Origin of the sequence: Deinococcus radiotolerans, from assembly GCF_014647435.1 — a bacterium.
Taxonomy (GTDB): Bacteria; Deinococcota; Deinococci; order Deinococcales; family Deinococcaceae; genus Deinococcus; species Deinococcus radiotolerans.
Map to the genome: position 1 here is coordinate 122193 of NZ_BMPE01000002.1, position 17202 is coordinate 139394.

At 67.8% G+C, this 17202-nt stretch carries 13 protein-coding genes; 5 read left to right on the forward strand and 8 right to left on the reverse strand.

Going from position 1 to position 17202, the window contains the following annotated elements; genetic code table 11:
• Nucleotides 1-15 precede the first annotated feature (15 nt).
• The 4 genes from IEY63_RS06520 to IEY63_RS06535 all read right to left on the reverse strand — a co-directional run bounded on the left by IEY63_RS06520 (nucleotide 16) and on the right by IEY63_RS06535 (nucleotide 5881).
• Entirely contained in the window at nucleotides 16-2472 is a 2457-nt protein-coding gene (locus IEY63_RS06520; protein ID WP_189068197.1) for a cbb3-type cytochrome c oxidase subunit I, read from the reverse strand.
• A complete protein-coding gene (coxB, locus tag IEY63_RS06525) occupies nucleotides 2469-3692 on the reverse strand; it encodes a cytochrome c oxidase subunit II (RefSeq protein ID WP_373290896.1) in 1224 nt (407 codons plus the stop codon). The genes IEY63_RS06520 and coxB overlap by 4 nt, the downstream gene beginning before the upstream one ends.
• Nucleotides 3693-3956: 264 nt before the next feature.
• Nucleotides 3957-4889, reverse strand: a complete 933-nt coding sequence (locus IEY63_RS06530) for a heme o synthase (RefSeq protein ID WP_189068199.1) — start codon at nucleotides 4887-4889, stop codon at nucleotides 3957-3959.
• On the reverse strand, nucleotides 4886-5881 hold the full coding sequence (locus IEY63_RS06535) for a COX15/CtaA family protein (RefSeq protein ID WP_189068200.1): 996 nt from the start codon (nucleotides 5879-5881) through the stop codon (nucleotides 4886-4888). The genes IEY63_RS06530 and IEY63_RS06535 overlap by 4 nt, the downstream gene beginning before the upstream one ends.
• 175 nt (nucleotides 5882-6056) lie before the next feature.
• Here IEY63_RS06535 and IEY63_RS06540 point away from each other — a divergent pair, with 175 nt between their 5' ends.
• The 3 genes from IEY63_RS06540 to panB all read left to right on the forward strand — a co-directional run bounded on the left by IEY63_RS06540 (nucleotide 6057) and on the right by panB (nucleotide 8759).
• The gene (locus IEY63_RS06540) at nucleotides 6057-6536 is read left to right on the forward strand and encodes a DUF420 domain-containing protein (protein ID WP_189068201.1); all 480 of its coding nucleotides are present in this window, start codon (nucleotides 6057-6059) and stop codon (nucleotides 6534-6536) included.
• Between the two features lie 100 nt (nucleotides 6537-6636).
• Nucleotides 6637-7878 (forward strand): MFS transporter, encoded by a 1242-nt coding sequence (locus IEY63_RS06545; protein WP_229784532.1) that lies wholly within the window; start codon nucleotides 6637-6639, stop codon nucleotides 7876-7878.
• 59 nt (nucleotides 7879-7937) lie between these two features.
• Complete coding sequence (gene panB / locus IEY63_RS06550; RefSeq protein ID WP_189068202.1) at nucleotides 7938-8759, forward strand: 3-methyl-2-oxobutanoate hydroxymethyltransferase; 822 nt, start codon at nucleotides 7938-7940, stop codon at nucleotides 8757-8759.
• A gap of 14 nt (nucleotides 8760-8773) precedes the next feature.
• Here the strand turns inward: panB and IEY63_RS06555 are convergent, their stop codons facing one another.
• Nucleotides 8774-9364: a PAS domain S-box protein gene (locus tag IEY63_RS06555; RefSeq protein WP_189068203.1), complete on the reverse strand. Its 591-nt coding sequence runs from the start codon at nucleotides 9362-9364 to the stop codon at nucleotides 8774-8776.
• Nucleotides 9365-9744: 380 nt separating this feature from the next.
• Here IEY63_RS06555 and dnaE point away from each other — a divergent pair, with 380 nt between their 5' ends.
• Nucleotides 9745-13746, forward strand: coding sequence for a DNA polymerase III subunit alpha (gene dnaE / locus IEY63_RS06560; RefSeq protein ID WP_189068204.1), 4002 nt, complete (start codon nucleotides 9745-9747; stop codon nucleotides 13744-13746).
• Nucleotides 13747-13823: 77 nt separating this feature from the next.
• Here the strand turns inward: dnaE and IEY63_RS06565 are convergent, their stop codons facing one another.
• From IEY63_RS06565 to IEY63_RS06575, 3 genes are read right to left on the reverse strand one after another with little or no spacing between them, the layout of a single operon-like run.
• Nucleotides 13824-14900 carry a PilT/PilU family type 4a pilus ATPase gene (locus IEY63_RS06565; protein ID WP_189068205.1) on the reverse strand — a complete coding sequence of 359 codons (1077 nt, stop codon included), beginning with the start codon at nucleotides 14898-14900 and terminating at the stop codon, nucleotides 13824-13826.
• Between the two features lie 27 nt (nucleotides 14901-14927).
• A complete protein-coding gene (locus tag IEY63_RS06570) occupies nucleotides 14928-15533 on the reverse strand; it encodes a DinB family protein (RefSeq protein WP_189068206.1) in 606 nt (201 codons plus the stop codon).
• Between the two features lie 17 nt (nucleotides 15534-15550).
• Nucleotides 15551-16138, reverse strand: a complete 588-nt coding sequence (locus IEY63_RS06575; RefSeq protein ID WP_189068207.1) for a 5-formyltetrahydrofolate cyclo-ligase — start codon at nucleotides 16136-16138, stop codon at nucleotides 15551-15553.
• A 111-nt stretch (nucleotides 16139-16249) separates the two neighbouring features.
• Between IEY63_RS06575 and IEY63_RS06580 the strand changes: the two genes are divergently transcribed.
• Nucleotides 16250-17200, forward strand: coding sequence for a carbon-nitrogen hydrolase family protein (locus IEY63_RS06580; RefSeq protein ID WP_189068208.1), 951 nt, complete (start codon nucleotides 16250-16252; stop codon nucleotides 17198-17200).
• The last annotated feature ends 2 nt before the right edge of the window (nucleotides 17201-17202 follow it).

A 17202-nucleotide genomic window follows, 5' to 3' on the forward strand; every position in this document is an offset into this window, starting at 1 on the left:
TCTTCACGTGTGGGTTTACCAGGCGTAGAAGATCGCGACGATCAGCAGCCACACCACGTCCACCAGGTGCCAGTACAGGCTGGCGGGGGTGATGGAGCCGTGGTTGTACTTGTCCATCTTGCCGGTCATGGACTGGTAGAAGGGCAGGGCGACGCCGGTGCCGCCGATCAGGATGTGCAGACCGTGGAGGCCGACGATGGTGAAGAAGCACGCCTGCCAGAGGTTCTGCTTCCAGTCGCTTTCCACGCCGAACAGGCTGAACTCGTACACCTGGAACAGCATGAACAGCGCGCCCAGCAGCAGCGTGACGAACAGGCCGATCCGGAAACGGGTGAGCTTGCCGTGGTGGTTGTCCTGCTCGGCGCGGTGAATCACGAACGAGGAGCTGACCAGGATCAGGGTGTTCAGCGCGGCCAGCCAGATGTTCGGGCGCAGCGCGGGCGGCTCGGCCAGGCCTGACACGCGCAGGTACACGTACCCGGCGATCAGCACGCCGAACAGGCCCACTTCACTCACGATGAACCACGCCATGCCCATGAAGCCGTTGTCGTACTTCGTCAGGTGATGGTGCGCGACCGGCACGGCGTACTCGCGGGTGCCTGCCCACTTGAACAGGCTGTACAGGAACACCGGCAGGCTCAGGTACAGGACGACCGTGGCCAGCTTGAACGCGAAGCTCGCGTCCGCGAAGGGCTGCAGGCCCGTGGCGGGGTGGTAGTTCGTGAACCAGCCGAAGCTCAGGCCGTAGCCCATCAGCAGCATGCCCACCGCGGTCATGAACGGCCAGATGCTGTCCTGCGGCAGGTGAATGCTCTTGGGGTCCACAGGGATCAGGGTCTGCCCGCTCTGCTCCCAGTCGTACAGGGGCCGCTCGGTGGGGAAGGTGGTGGGGAAGTCATGCGCGAAGTTGTAGGGCTTGGGGGGGCTGTCCGCCGTCCATTCCAGCGTGAAGCCGCCCCAGGGGTTGGGGGAAGCCGTGATGGGCTGACGGAAGCTCTGGAGCATGTTCCACACCCACACGATGCCGCCGGCCAGCAGCGTCAGCGCGCCCAGGGTGGAGATGAAGTTCAGTTCCGTCCACGCGAAGTTGCCTTCGGGGTACGTGTAATAGCGGCGCGGCATGCCCAGCAGACCCAGGATGTACTGGGGCAGGAAGGTCATCCAGGAGCCGATCATGAACAGCCAGAAGTGCGCCAGGCCCAGCTTCTCGTTCAGGAAGCGGCCGGTCATCTTCGGCCACCAGTAGTACAGGCCGCCCATGGCCAGGAACGCGGTGCCGAACATCATCACGTTGTGGAAGTGCGCCACCACGTAGTACGACATCGTGACCTGGTAGTCGAAGGGAATCATGCCCAACGACACGCCGGTGATCCCGCCGATCAGGAAGTTGAAGATGAAGCCCACCAGCCAGTACGTGGGGGACTTCATGATGATCCGCCCGCCCCACAGCGTGCCGATCAGGTTGAAGATCTTCACGCCGGTCGGGACGGCCACGATCAGGGTGGCGATCATGAACGCGATCTGCCACGCCTCGGGCAGGCCCACGGCGAACATGTGGTGGACCCACACCAGCAGGCTGACCAGCACGATCCCCAGGATCGAGTAGATCATCACGCGGTACCCGAACAGCGGCTTGCGGGCCATGGTGCTGGCGATCTCGGCGCCGATCCCCAGGTAGGGGAGCAGCATCACGTACACCGCCGGGTGCGAGTAGAACCAGAAGAACTGCTGGAACATGACGGGCACGCCGCCAATGCCGGGGTTGAAGAGGCTGATGCCCAGCTTCAGTTCCAGGAAGGTGACCAGCGCGGCGGCAGTCAGGCCGCCCAGCGACACCAGCTGCAGCATGGAGGTCGCGAAGATACTCCAGGCAAACACTGGCATCTGCCACAGGCTCATGCCCGGGGCGCGCATGTTCACGACAGTGGCGGCAAAGTTCGCGCTGCCCAGCAGGGACGCGATGCCGTTCAGGGTCAGGGCGACCATCAGCACGGCCACGCCGGTCTGGTTCGCGTCAACGCTCAGGGGGTAGTAGAAGGTCCAGCCGACGCCGGGCGCGCCGCCGTTGGCGAGGCCCAGCACGACCAGGATCAGGCTGAAGATGAACAGCCACACCGCGAAGGTGTTCACGCGGGGCAGCGCCACGTCGCGCACACCCAGCTGCAGCGGCAGGAACCAGTTCCCGAAGCCGAACAGACCAATCGGAATCAGGAAGAAGAAGATCATCAGCGCGGCGTGCATGGTCAGCACCTGGTTGTAGGTGTTGCCCACCAGGAAGGTGTTGTCCGGCACGGCCAGCTGCAGGCGGATCAGGACCGCCAGGATGCCCGCCAGGGCAAACCCGAAGATGCTGGTGGAGATGTAGAGCGTCCCGATCTTCTTGTGATCGGTCGTCATCATGTAGTCCTTCAGGACGGCCCAGAGGCCCGGGCGGGCCCCGGACTCCTGAACGGGGGCATGCTGAACGGTCACTGGGTGCCTCCGTTGGGTGCGCCGTTCACGGGCGTGCCCTTCCAGTAGTCCGCTTCCTCGGGCAGCTTGAGGCTGCGCAGGTAGGCGGCGATGTCATCGATTTCCTCATCGGTCAGCGTGCCGCCCTTGGTCATCTTGCCCTGCACCATGTACTCGCCGCCGTCATAGCGGGGCATCAGGCTGCCGGGTTTCACGACGGGGCTGTGCTTGAGCCAGGCGTGCAGTTCCTCGGCGGCCTTGGCGTCGGTCCACTGCGCGTCGGTCATGGCTTCCCACATGCCGGCGCCCAGCGTGCGGCGCGTGCCGAAGAAGCTCAGGTCCGGGCCGGCGGCGCCCGCGGCGGGCGTGCCCTGCACGCGGTGGCAGCTGGCGCACGCGATGGCGCCGGTGCTGGCCTTGCCCTGCATGAACAGCGCGAAGCCGCGCGCCTCGGTGCTGCCGGGGGCGGGCTCAGGAGCGCGGTAGGCCTTCATGGCAGCCAGGGTGGAGTTGTAGCGGTCTTGGTCCAGCGCGACGACCTTGTAGCGCATGTTGGCGTGGCTGGCCCCGCACAGCTGCGAACAGTTGCCCTGGTACACGCCGGCGCGGTCGGTGTCGACCTGCCAGGTCTTCTTCACGCTGGGCATTGCGGCGCGCTGACCGCCGATGTTCGGCGCCCAGAAGCCGTGAATGACGTCGCCGCTGGTCACGGTGAGCGCCACGGCTTCCTTGGTGGGCATGATCAGTTCGTTGCCGTTCGTGACCACGCCGCCCGCGTCACTGGTGACTTCCGGGTAGGCGAAGTTCCACCAGAACTGCCGGGCCAGGACGTCCACCTTGGTGGCCTGGTTGGGCGTGGGGTTCAGGACCGCCATGCTCTTGACGGTCAGGACGCTCAGCAGGATCACGATCACGACCGGCACGGCGACCAGGATGGTCTCGAGCTTGTTGTTCCCGTGGAACTGCGCGGGGGGCGCGTCGTGGCGGTCTTCACGGAACTTCTGCACCGTGTAGAACAGCGCGTACGACACGCCGATAAAGATGATGATCGACAGGGCAATCGCCCAGATGCTCATCCAGAAGATTTCCCGGTTGTAAGCGGATGACATGTCCCCGATGCTCAGGGACTGGTTCACCTGCTGGCAGCCGGTCAGTAGAGTCGCACCCAGGATCGCTAAGGTGGGCAGGGCCTGCCGGACTCGCCTCCGTGTGCCGCTGTGGCGGTGTGTGGTGGTATTCAACGTCACTCCTTTCCTCTGCTTGCAGTCTAAAGCGTCACGCGGGCGCGTGGAACGCGTGAGCCGCCGCTCGCGGTCAGCACTCAAGCTTCCGCCCACATTCTACCGACCGGTCAGGCATACCCCCCATGAGAACAGATGAGCCTCGGGCAAGTGTCCTGACCTTTCTCCAGTCAATGCCCATCATGCGCCATTCCGGTTCCCCGAAGGTGGGAAACGCCGCGCGGCCCCCAGACACCCGAGGTCCAGGGGCCGCGCCCGCGCCGGTCAGCCCAGCGCCGCGAAGATCATGCGGTCGGCGGCCGCCGCCACGAACAGCAGCGCCAAGTACAGCATCGAGTACAGGTACAGCGGCACCGCCACCTTGCGCTCGACCGCCTTTCCGGCCATCACGTGCCGGTACAGCCGCCAGGACAGCACCAGCAGCCACGCGCCCAGCGCCGCGGCCGTGACGAAGTAGATCGCCCCGACCTCACGGAAGAACACCGGCATGACCGACAGCACCACCGTGTAGATGGCGTACAGGCCGATCTGCGCGACCGTCAGTCGGTCCCCGTGCACAACGGGCAGCATGGGAATCCCGACCTCGCGGTACTCCTCCTTGATCATCAGCGCCAGGGCCCAGAAGTGCACGGGTGTCCAGAAGAAGATGATCGCGAACAGGAACCACGCGAACAGGTTCAGGTCCCCCGTCACCGCCGCCCAGCCCACCAGCGGCGGGAAGCACCCGGCCGCGCCGCCCAGCACGATGTTGTGCCAGGTGTTGCGCTTGAGCAGCTGCGTGTACACCACCACGTACGTGACGAAGCCCGCGAGGCTCATCCACGCGGCCAGCGGCGTGGCCCACACCCACAGCATGACGAACGACAGGATCTGAAGCGCCCCGCCGAACGCGGCAGCATCCCGCGTGCTGATCAGGCCACTCGTGGTGGGGCGCTGGGCGGTGCGCGCCATCTTCAGGTCAATGTCGCGGTCAATGATCATGTTGAACACGCCCGCCGACCCGGCCGACATGTACCCCGCGAGGCTCACGACGACCAGCAGCCACAGGTCGGGGACGCCCCGCGCCGCCATGAACATGGCCGTGATGGTCGTCCAGAGCAGCAGGCTGATGACCTTCGGTTTGGTCAGCGACAGGTAATCCCGCCACGTCGCCCGGGCGGGCGCCGTGTCAGCGGGGACAGGCTCAGAAGTCGTCATACGTTTCCCCTCACCCTAGCGCGCGCGCCGGGCGCACCCTGGACCCCCAGGGCCGTCAGGGCGCGGAACACCAGCATCACCAGCGTCAGCCACAGCCCCAGGGCCAGCAGCAGGTGCGTCAGTTGCATCCATCCGGGCGCCTTGAGCGTGACGTTCACGAAGCCCGCGATCATCTGCGCGCCCAGCAGCGCCCACATCACCCCGCTCCAGCGGCGCACCTCGGCCTCCGGGCGCTCGCGGCGCAGGAACACGCCCAGCCACACCAGGAAAGCACTCGTGAGCACCGCCAGCATCGGATGCACCACGCGCAGGTTCTCGATGACGCTGGCGGTCACCGCGAAGTCCCGCTTGACCGTGTCGATGGGCGTGCTGCCGTCCGCCGGGAGGAACAGCAGGTCCCCCAGCGCCGTCACGGCGCCCGCCATGCCCAGCACCAGCATCAGCCCCAGGCCCACGTAACTCCAGCCGCCCACCAGGCCCTGACCGCGCAGCCTCAGCCGCGGCGCGCCGCCCGCCCACAGGGCCGTGAGCAGCAGCGCCGCCAGCAGCGCAAAGGTGTTCGCCAGGTGAATGCCCTGCACGAAGCCGCGCGCCGGATCGGTGCTGTCCGCCGTGAGGCCCAGCAGCACCTGTACGCCCCCCACCAGACCCTCCAGCAGGATCAGCGCGAAGGACAGCACCGCGCCCAGCCGCGCCGGGTGCCCCCTGGGCGTCACCCGGAACGCCAGCGCCACCAGGGCAATGGCCAGCAGGCCACTGGCGCCGCTGGTCAGGCGGTGGCTGAACTCAATCACGGTATGCAGGGTGGGGCTCTGCGGCACCACCACGCCGTTACACAGCGGCCAGTGATCCCCGCACCCCGCCCCGGCCCCCGTGAGGCGCACCACCGCGCCCCACAGGATCACCAGCACGTTATAGATCAGCGCCGCCCAGGCCAGCCGGGGGAGCCACACGCCCGCGCGGGCGCGCGGAACTGTCAGCGTTCCACTCATCGTCACCATCCTCGCCGCCCGACAGGCCCGGCCAGGGGCGGCCAGGGCGGGGGTCTCTTCGGCAGGCATTCTACCTGCCTGCCCCCGCTGAAGATTGTCCCCCGCCCCCCCCGGCGGCCCCACGCGCGGGGGCGGACACCTGACCTGCGCCGCGGCCCGTACACTGGGCGGGACTATGGCGGAAACCATCAACCAGTGGGCGGTCATCACGATCGTCCTGAGCGGCCTGGCCCTGTGCGTGGGCGTGTACCTGATCAAACGTGGCCTGCGTGAGGCCCACATGCGCGCCATGATCGTCGCCAGCACCCTGGCCACCATCTTCCTCGTGCTGTACCTGACCCGCCTGGGCCTGGGCTACGAGAAGAAATACGCCGGACCCGAGGCGTGGCGCACGGCGTACTTCGTGCTGCTGATCAGCCACATCATCCTGGCGGCCGCGAACCTGCCCCTGGCGCTGGGCGCCCTGTGGAATGCCTACCGCGGCCTGAAGGCCGCCCGCACCCTGGACAACATTGACCTGCCCGCCGCGCGCGGCTACTTCAACAAGCACCGCGCCTGGGTCCGCTGGACGGTCCCGGTCTGGCTGTACGTCGCCGTGACCGGCTGGATCATCTACCTCGTGCTGCACAGCTACGGCGAGGTCATCAAGAGCTGAGGGCGCCGCGCGCGTCAGGGGCGGCCCGACCTGTGCGGCCGCCCCTGACCTGTGTGACCCGCGTCACGCCCGCCCCCGCGCGCACGCCTACACTCACGCGGTGACCGCCCCCACCACACCGGCCGCGCGTGACGTGCTGGCCTACCCGGAATTCCGGGCCATGCTGATCGCCGCCGTCACCAGCACCCTCGCCTCACGCGCCGTCGCCCTGACCGTCGCGTACCAGATGTACCAGCTCACGAAAGACCCCCTCACGCTGGGCCTGCTGGGCCTCGTGGAAGCCATTCCCGCCCTGAGCCTCGCGCTGCTGGGCGGCGTCGTGGCCGACCGGACCGACCGCCGCCGCATCCTGCTGCTGACCATCAGCGTGGAGGTGCTGTGCGCGGCGCTGTTCGCGCTGTACGCCCCGCACGCGACGGCCAGGGGCATCTGGCCGCTGCTGGCCCTGATCTTTGCGCTGGGCATCGCCCGCGGCTTCTCCGACCCGGCCCTCCCGGCCTTCCAGGCGCAGGTCGTGCCGCGCGACCTGCTGCTGCGCGCCAGCGCCTGGCGGTCCAGCGCGTGGCAGGCCGCCGCGATCATCGGGCCCGCCCTGGGCGGCGCGCTGTACGCCTGGCGCGGCCCGCAGGGCGCGTACGCCTTCGCCTTCGCGCTGTTCCTGATCTCGCTGGGCTGCGTGCTGTACGTGAAAAGCAAGGGCCGCCCCGCCTTCACGCCCGGCGAGCCGCTCGGCCAGAGCATCAAGGCTGGCCTCGCGTTCGTGCTCCAGCGGCAGGTGCTGGTCGGCAGCATGGCCCTGGACCTGTTCAGCGTGCTGTTCGGCGGGGCCATCGCGCTGCTGCCCGTGTTCGCCAGCGACATCCTGCGGGTCGGGCCCACCGGGCTGGGCCTGCTCGTCGCCGCGCCCAGCGTCGGGGCGCTCGCCGTGATGCTGCTCGCCACCCGCCGCCCCCCCGGTCAGGGTGCGGGCCGCACACTGCTGCTGGCCGTGGCTGGTTTTGGCGTCAGCATGATCGTCTTCGGGCTGTCGCACAACCTCGCCCTGAGCGTGGTCGCCCTGGTGGCCGCCGGCGTGTTCGACGGGATCAGCATGGTCATCCGCAGCGCCACCCTGCAACTGAACACGCCCGACCACATGCGCGGCCGCGTGAACGCCGTCAGCGGCATGTTCATCGGCGCCAGCAACGAACTCGGCGCCTTCGAGAGCGGGATCGCCGCCCGGCTGCTCGGCACCGCCCGCAGCGTCTGGCTGGGCGGCATCGTCACCCTGATCGTCGTGGCCGCCACCGCCGCCCTGGCGCCCGAACTGCGCGCCATGAACCTCGCCGACATCGAGGACTGACCGCACACGGAACCCCGCACCCCCCAGTGGCGCCCGCCCAGCCCTGGTACGCTCCGGGCATGAAACGCAGCATTCCGGAGTTACAGCACTCCGCGCAGCCGCTGGTCATGGTGACCGCATACGACTACCCCGGCGGGAAGCACGCGCAGGCCGCCGGCGTGGACCTGATCCTGGTCGGCGACAGCCTGGGCAACGTCGTCCTGGGCTACGACAGCACCGCGCCCGTCACGCTGGGCGACATGATCCACCACGCCCGCGCCGTGCGCCGCGGCGCGCCCGACACGTTCATGGTCGTGGACCTGCCGTTCGGCACGTACCACACCGGCGTGCAGGACGCCATGCGCAACGCCGTGCGCGTCATCCAGGAGACCGGCGCGGACGCCATCAAGATGGAAGGCTCCAGCCCCGAGATCCTCCAGGTCGTGCAGACCCTCACCCGCAATGGCATTCCCGTCATGGGGCACGTGGGCCTCATGCCGCAGACCGCCACCGCCCAAGGTGGCCTGCGCGTGCAGGGCAAGGACGACGCCGGCGCCCGCGCCACCCTCGACGGCGCGCTCGCGCTGGAACAGGCCGGGGCCTTCAGCGTCGTGCTGGAAGCCATTCCCGCCCGGCTGGCGAAACTCATCAGTGAACGCCTGACCGTCCCCACCATCGGCATTGGCGCGGGCGTCGGCTGCGACGGGCAGGTGCTCGTCACGCACGACCTCCTCGGCATCTACGAAGGCGAGGAGAAGAAGATCGCCAAACGCTACGCCGAACTCGGCCGCGCCGCCCGCGAGGCCATCGCCACGTACGCCGCTGAGGTCCGCGCCCGCGAATTCCCCACCCGCGAGAACGCCTTCGTCATGAAAGACGACGTGCTCGACAAACTGTACTGACCCGGCCCGGACCCCTACCGGGCCAGGCCGTTCACGTCCGCCTCGCGCAGCTCCCGAAGTGGCACCACCGCCGCCACGTTCCCCACGATCCGCCCCGCATGCCAGCGGGGCGAACCCGTCACCGCCACCTCCAGCAGCGACCCGTCCGGGCGGCGCAGACGCGTGCGGTACGTGCTCGTGGCCCCCAGATCCCGCTGCGTGCGCGCCTCACTCAGCGCCGCGTGATCCTCCGGCACCGTGAACTCGAACGGCGTGCGGCCCAGCACCCGCTCCGGCGTCACGCCCAGCATCCGCGCGTACGCCCGGTTCACGAACACGAACCGGCCATCCTCGTCCGTGACGGTCAGGCCGTGCTCCACGGACTCCATCACCTGCCGCGCGAACCCCAGCTCCTGCGCGTACGCCTCCTTCAGCTCACGGTGCCCCCGCAGCAGCCCCACCACGCGCGGCGCCATCCACGCCGCCACGCCCAGCGTGGCCAGCACCGGCAGCATCAACGTGAACACCTGCGGGCGCGGCACCAGCCACGCCACCAGGAACGACTCTAGAATCAGCAGGGCGAACAGCGCGTACGCCACCCGCAACTCCAGCTGCCCCGGTCTCATGCGCACAGCCTGACCCGCCTGCCCTTGCAGCGTTCTTACGCCCACGCGCCCTGAACGGCGTGGCATCTGCGCACACGTCCAGGCATCCGGGCAGGTACCCTGCCAGGAGATGAACTCACGACGGCACAGGTGGACGGCGTCACAGATGGGCGTGCCGGGCGGGTGGTGATCGGTGGCACAACACTAGGCACGCCGGCTGTCCGTTCACCCTGACGGCCGTCTCCCGGCACGAAAGGGTCGCCGGATCAGGTGCGGCTCTGCTGCCGGAACTGGCTTCCTGGTTGCGGGGTCAGGCCTTCCATTCGGTGCTGATCGTGACGCCGGGCGCGTCAAGTCCCGGTGTCACAGCGCCGTGACCGGGGGGGCTCTATCCTGATTCAATGACCGCGTCTGCCGATTCCGCGAAGCCTCATATTCACGTTCCGGACGGCTCGTGCTGCACCCCGAAGAAGTTCGCGCACCTGCACCAGCACACGCAGTACTCGCTGCTGGACGGCGCGGCGAAACTCAAGGACCTGCTCAAGTGGGCCAAGGAGGTCACGCCCGAGGGGCAGACCCCGGCGCTGGCCATGACCGACCACGGGAACATGCACGGCGCGGTGCATTTCTACAACTACGCGACCGGAATGGGCGTCAAGCCGATCATCGGGTACGAGGCGTACGTGGTGCCGGGTGAGGGCACCCGCCGCGACCGGACGCGCGCGCAGGACGGCGAGAAGGGCATCTTCCACCTGACGCTGCTCGCGCGTGATTTCGAGGGGTACCAGAACCTCTGCCGCCTGAGCAGTCGCGGGTACACGGAAGGCTACTACTACAAACCGCGCATCGATCACGAACTGCTGCAGGAGCATCACAAGGGCGTCATCGCCTTTTCCGGGTGCCTGGGCAGCGAGGTGCAGCAATTGCTCCTGCAGGGCCGCGAGGACGACGCCAAGAAACGCCTGATGTGGTACCGCGAACTGTTCGGCGAGAACTACTTCATCGAGATCCAGGACCATGGGCTGCCCGAGCAGAAGCGTAACAATCCCATCCTGCGGGCCTGGGCGCAGGAACTCGGGATCGGGATGGTCGCCACGAACGACGGGCACTACGTCAAGAAGAGCGACGCCACCGCGCACGAGACGCTGCTGGCCATTCAGACGAAGGCGACCCTGGCGGACGAGAACCGCTTCAAGTTCCCCTGCGACGAGTTCTACGTGAAGAACCTCGAGGAGATGCAGGCGTCCCTGCCGGTCAGCGAGTGGGGCGAGGAACCCTTCGACAACACCGCGATGATCGCCGAGATGTGCAACGTGGACCTGCCGGTGGGCAAGAAGCGCGTGTACCAGATGCCCGCCCTGCCCATCCCCGAGGGCCGCACCATGCCCGAGGAACTGCGCGTGCAGACGTACCGCGGGACCGTGAAACGCTACCCGGCGCACGCGACGGAAGGGCTGCTGCGCGACTACGCGACCCGCACCCTGGCCGCGCTGGGCGCCGACGCGCCGAAGGTGCTGGAGCGCGCGGGCGGCTGTGATCCGCAGAGCTGCGACCTGGAGACGCTGTACACCCTGCTGGCCTTCGCGGGCAGCGAGTGGGAGGCGCGCGGCAAGGCGGCGGGCGAGAAGTACACCAAGTACCCCGCGCTGGAACTCATGGAGGTCGAGGTGGACTCCGGGCCGCTGCCCGCCTACGCGCACGAGGACTGCCGCCGCGCCGCGCAGAAGGACAGCGACACCAGCATCGCCCTGGACGGCGAGCACGGCGAGGAGACCACCCGCGCCCACCACCGGCACGCGCTGGTCATCCTGCGCCGCGCCGAGTACGAACTGAGCGTGATCAACAACATGGGCTTCCCCGACTACTTCCTGATCGTCGCGGACTACATCAACTGGGCGAAGGATCAGGACATCAGCGTCGGGCCTGGGCGTGGGTCGGGCGCAGGCTCGCTGGTGGCGTACGCGATGCGCATCACGAACCTCGACCCCCTCGAATTCGAGCTGCTGTTCGAGCGCTTCCTGAACCCGGACCGTATCTCCATGCCGGACTTCGACATCGACTTCAACGACGCGCGCCGCACGGAAGTCATCCAGTACGTGCAGGACAAGTACGGCGAGGACAAGGTCGCGCAGATCGCCACCTTCGGGACCATGGCGTCCAAGGCGTGCCTGAAGGACGTGGCGCGCGTCATGGGCCTGGAGTACGCCAAGGTCGACAAGGTCAGCAAGCTCATTCCGATCAAGTTCGGCAAGAGCTACAGCCTCGAGCAGGCGCGCGAGGCCGTGCCGGACATCCAGCAGATGCTGAACGAGGACGCCCAGCTGAAAGAGGCGTACGAGTTCGCGCAGAAACTCGAAGGGCTCACCCGCCACGCCAGCGTCCACGCCGCCGGGGTCGTCATCGGCAAGACGCAACTGACCGACCTCGTGCCCGTCATGCGCGACACGTCGGGCGCGGGCATGGTCTGCCAGTACGACATGAAGGCCGTCGAGGACATCGGCCTGATCAAGATGGACTTCCTGGGCCTGCGCACCCTGTCCTTCCTGGACGAAGCCAAACGCATCCTCAAGGAATCCGGCACTGACTTCGAGGACCGCTACGGCACCTTCGACGACATTCCCTTCGATGACGCCCGCACCTACGAACTCCTCAGCCGCGGGGACACCAAGGGCGTCTTCCAGCTCGAAGGGGCCGGAATCGCCGACGCCTCCCGGCGCCTCAAACCGCGCCGCCTCGCGGACATCATCGCCCTCTCGGCACTGTACCGCCCCGGCCCGATGGAGAACATCCCCACCTACGTCCGCCGCCACCACGGCATCGAACAGGTGGACTACGTCCGCGACGGCTTCCCCAACAGCGCCCAGTACCTCCAGAAGATCCTCGCCGAAACGTACGGCATTCCCGTGTACCAGGAGCAGATCATGCAGATCGCCTCCGAGGTCGCCGGATTCAGCCTGGGCGGCGCCGACCTGCTGCGCCGCGCGATGGGCAAGAAAGACGCCGAGGAGATGAAACGCCAGCGGCAGATCTTCGTCGAGGGTGCCCAGGGCAACGGCGTGCCCAAGGACGAGGGGAACAAACTCTTCGACCTGCTCGACGCGTTCGCCAACTACGGCTTCAACAAGAGCCACTCCGCCGCGTACGGCGTCATCACGTACCAGACCGCGTGGCTCAAGGCGAACTACCCCGTGCAGTTCATGGCCGCCCTCCTGACCGTCGAACGCAAGGACAGCGACAAGGTCGCCGAGTACGTCAGCGACGCCCGCAAGATGGATGTCCACGTCCTCCCGCCCGACATCAACAAGTCCGCGCCCGACTTCGCGGTCGTCGGACAGGACATCCTCTTCGGCCTGTACGCCATCAAGGGCCTCGGCGAGAGCGCCGTGCTGAAGATCCTGGAGGAACGCGAACGCGCCGGCGCCTTCAAGTCCCTCGCGGACTTCTGCTCCCGCCTGGGCAACAAGGTCTGCAACCGCAAAGCCCTGGAAAGCCTCATCAAGAGCGGCGCCTTCGACCAGTTCGGCGAGCGCAACCAGCTCATGCACAGCCTCGAAGACGCCCTCGAAGACGCCGCGGGCGCCGCCGACATCAACGCCAAAGCCCAGACGGGCATGAGCATGATGTTCGGCCTGGAAGAAGTCAAAAAGGAACGCCCGCTCCGCAATGGGATCACCCCCTACACCGACCTGGAACGCCTCAGCATCGAGAAAGAAGCCCTGGGCCTCTACATCAGCGGCCACCCCCTTGAGGAGCACGAGGGTCTGCGCGAAGCGGCCAGCTGCCGCATCTCCGACCTCGACACGTGGTTCCAGACGCAGAACGTCGCCCCCGGCAAACGCATCAAGGCCGTCCTTGCCGGCATGATCGAGAGCGTCGTCAAGAAACCCACCAAATCCGGCGGCATGATGGCCCGCTTCATCCTCGCCGACGAAAGCGGCCAGACCGAACTCGTCGCCTTCAGCCGCGCCTACGACCGCATCCAGGACAAACTGGTCAACGACACCCCCGCCCTCGTCATCGTTGAACTCGAAAGCGAGGACGGCGGCCTGCGCGCCATCGCCGAGGAAGTCGTCAGCGTCGAACAACTCGGCGAGGTTCCCAAGGTCATGTACGTCACCATCGACCTGGAAAACGCCACTCCAGACGCTCTCGGCGAATTCCAGAGCCTCCTCGACGAACACGCGGGCAGCATGCCCACCTACCTCCGCTTAGAGACCCCCGAGCAGTTCGTCCTGTACCAGCTCGACCACGGCATGGGCAGCAGCGAGGCCATCCGCGTCCTGAATCACACCTTCCCCTGGGCCGACGCGTACCTCGCGTACGACCAGCAGACCATCCTCGGCCGCTTCGCCCCCAAACCCCCCGCATGGATGAACAAACAGGGCGGAGGCATGCGAGCTTAAGAGCGGGCACCTGGAGTTCAACAGGTGAATGCCCATCAGTCCTTGAATCGACTGATGGGCATTCACCTGCGTTTCTGTTACGCGTATTTGGCGCGCATCATCATGATCTTGAGTTCGTGGGGGCTGGTGGCGCTCTGCAGGGCGTCGTCTTCGTGCATCAGGCCTTCCTGGACGAGATGGGCGAGGTGCTGGTCGAAGGTGTGCATGCCGCGGGAGCCGCCTTCCTGGAGCGCCTGTTTGATTTCCTCGATGCGTTCGGGGTCCTTGATGCATTCGCGGACGGTGGGGGTGCCGAGCATGATTTCGAGGCCGAGGACGCGGCCGCCGCCGACTTTGGGCAGGAGGCGCTGGCTGACGATGCCGACGATGCTCTCGGAGAGGCCCTGGCGGATCTGGTCGCGTTCGTGCGGGGCGAAGAAGTCAATGATGCGGTTGACGCTGCGAATGGCGTCCTGGGTGTGCAGGGTGCTGAAGACGAGGTGGCCGGTCTGGGCGGCGGACAGGGCCGCTTCGACGGTTTCTTTGTCGCGCATCTCGCCGATGAGGATGACGTCGGGGTCCTGGCGCATGCTGGCGCGCAGGCCGTTGGCGAAGCTCATGGTGTCCATGCCGAGTTCGCGCTGGCTGATCATGGCGACGCGGTCTTTGTGGAGCACCTCGATGGGGTCTTCGAGGGTGACGATGTTGACGGGCTGGGTGGCGTTGATGTGGTCGAGGAGACTGGCGAGAGTGGTGGTCTTGCCAGATCCGGTCGGGCCGGTGACGAGGATCAGGCCGCGTTCGTGCTGCGCGAGCTGCTCGAAGGTCTCGACGGGCAGGCCGAGCTGCTGGAAGCTGGGGATGGGTTTGTCCTCGATGACGCGCATGATCAGGCCGATGCTGCCGCGCTGCCAGTAGGCGTTGACGCGGAAGCGGGCGAGGCCGGGGATGCCGTAGGCGAAGTCGGCTTCGCGGCGGCTGACGAAGTCGTCCCACATGCCGGGGGTCATCATTTCGCGGGTGAAGGCTTCGACGTGTTCGTGTCCGAGGCGGGTGTCGCCGAAGCGTCTGATGTCGCCGTTGATGCGGCCGGCGGGGGCGCTGCCGGTGCGCAGGTGGATGTCACTGGCTCCCTCGTTGACAATGGCGGTCAGTACGCTGTTCAGGACACTCATAGTGTCCTCAGGGTAGGGGGTATGGTCTTACAGTTTCGTTGCGGGTGCCGCCGATGACGTTTCGGTCTGGGGGGCGCCGCGCAACTTGCGGCTTTCCAGATCGGCGTGGTGAATCAGGTACCGCAGCCACGCCTTCGCGGTCAGCGGGCCGAGGCTGTTGTGCTGGATGGTCAGGTCGTCGCTGGGCGGGCGGGTGTGCAGGCGCCGGGCGAGGTCGACGGTGTGGGCGCGGGTGCTGGTGATCAGGGCCTGCAGGTCCGCGAGGGTGGTGTCCTGGGGGGGGCGGTGCCCGTGGTAGGGCCCGGTCTGGTCGGGGTGCTTGCCGAGCGCGGCGCTCAGGCGGTGCTGGCCCCAGCGTTCAATGCCGATGATGTGCGCGAGGAGTTCGCGGTTGGCGTGCGTGTCCGCGGCGCGGGCGGCGCGGCCGGTGAGGTGCGTGCCGCTGCTTTCCAGGCTGTGCGCGAGTTCCTGGTAGGAGCTGCGTCCGGCGGGGCGTTCGAGGACGCGGTTGACGACGGCGCCCTTGATTTCACGCTGGCGGGCGCGGGCGAGGTACGCGGCGCCGGCGGCCACGCCGACGGTGGCGACCGTGATCAGGGCGGGCACGGCGGGGCTGGGGCGTCGCTGGCTCATGCCGCATGGTACGCGCTTTAGGGGCGCTCGGTTCCGTCTGGCGGGGGGGGTGGGGGGCAGGTCAGGACCTGGTCGGGCATGCCGATCAGGGTGACGTGCGAGTCGGCGGGGCAGGGGAGGGCGGCGCTCAGCATCAGGGGGTGCGCGAGGGTGTACTCGGGGAGGTTCAGGTGCAGGCCGCGCGCGCCCCACCCGAAGCCCTTCCCAAGTCGGGCGCCCTGCGGGTCCACGCTGACGCAGGCCAGGACGGCGGCCTGCGCGCCGTCTGGGGTCAGGGTGGGTTCGCCGTACTCAGGCAGGGTGCTCAGGCGCGCGCCGCGCGGGTCGGTGACCCGCCAGTACCAGCCTTCTTTCTTCTGGTGCGGGACGTACAGGGTCTTCCCGGCCTTCAGCGCCTGCTGGCGCAGCGGGAGCAGCGCGCGTTCGGGGCCGACGATCAGGGTGCGGTGTGCCTGAAGCTCGGGGTGCGCGAGCAACTGCGTGGCGGCTTTTTTGGCGTGCGTGAAGTTCGGGCAGTGCCCGTGCGGGGGCAGGGGGTAGGCGCAGGCGCCCCTGCCCATCAGGTCGTCCCACACCTGTTCGCGGACGGCACCGGCCGTGGTCATGCGCGCACGCTACCAGAGCACGGGCAGAGAGGGAGGACGCGCGGCGCCCCACCTTCCGGATAGGTCATCTGGCGGCGGCGCGCTGCGGGCGGGGCGGCTACACTCGGGCGCATGACGGACGGACAGCTGGCGGCGGTGCAGGGTGAAACGGTGCGGGTGGCGGCGGCGGCGTACCCAGTGGAGTTCCTGACCGACTGGGCGGCATACGAGGCGAAGCTGTCGCGCTGGGTGGCGGACGCGGCGGGACAGGGGGCGGAACTGCTGGTGTTCCCGGAGTACGCCCCTCTGGAACTGATCAGCCTGCTGCCCACGGAACTGCACCATGACGTGATCGGTATGCGCCCCGCCCTCCAGGCCTTTGTGGCGGACTTCGTGGCGCTGCACGCCTGGCTGGCCCGCGAGCACCGCGTGGGCATCGTGGCCGGGAGCTACCCGGTGGCGCACGCCTCTGGGTTCGTGAACCGGGCGTTCGTGTTCGGTCCGGACGGCGGGTACGCCTATCAGGACAAGCTGCTGATGACCCGCTTCGAGGCCGAGGAGTGGCACATCGCGCCGGGTGAGGGCGTGCAGGTGTTCGACCTGCCGCTGGGCGGCGGGGTGCTGCGCTTCGGGATCGCCATCTGTTACGACAGTGAATTCCCGGCCCTGGCGCGGGTGCTCGCCGAGGGCGGCGCGGAGCTGCTGGTCGTGCCGTCCTTCACCGGGAGCCGCGCGGGCTTCACGCGGGTGCGGGTGGGCAGCATGGCCCGCGCGCTGGAGAATCAGCTGTACGCGCTGCACGCCCCGCTGATCGCGGACGCTCCCTGGACGTACGCCGTAGAGGACGCGCACGGCGCCGCTAGCGTGTACGCCCCGTCGGACAACGGCCTGCCGGAGGACGGCATCGTGGCGCAGCTGGGCTGGAATGAGCCGGGCTGGCTGATCACGGACCTGGACCTGCGGCTGACCCGGAACGTCCGCGTGGACGGGCATGTCCTGAACTGGCGGGACCGCGTGGTGGGTGCGTCGCGTCCCACGCCGGCGCAGGTCGTGAGTCTGGGCGGCGTGCCGGAGCGCGCTTGACT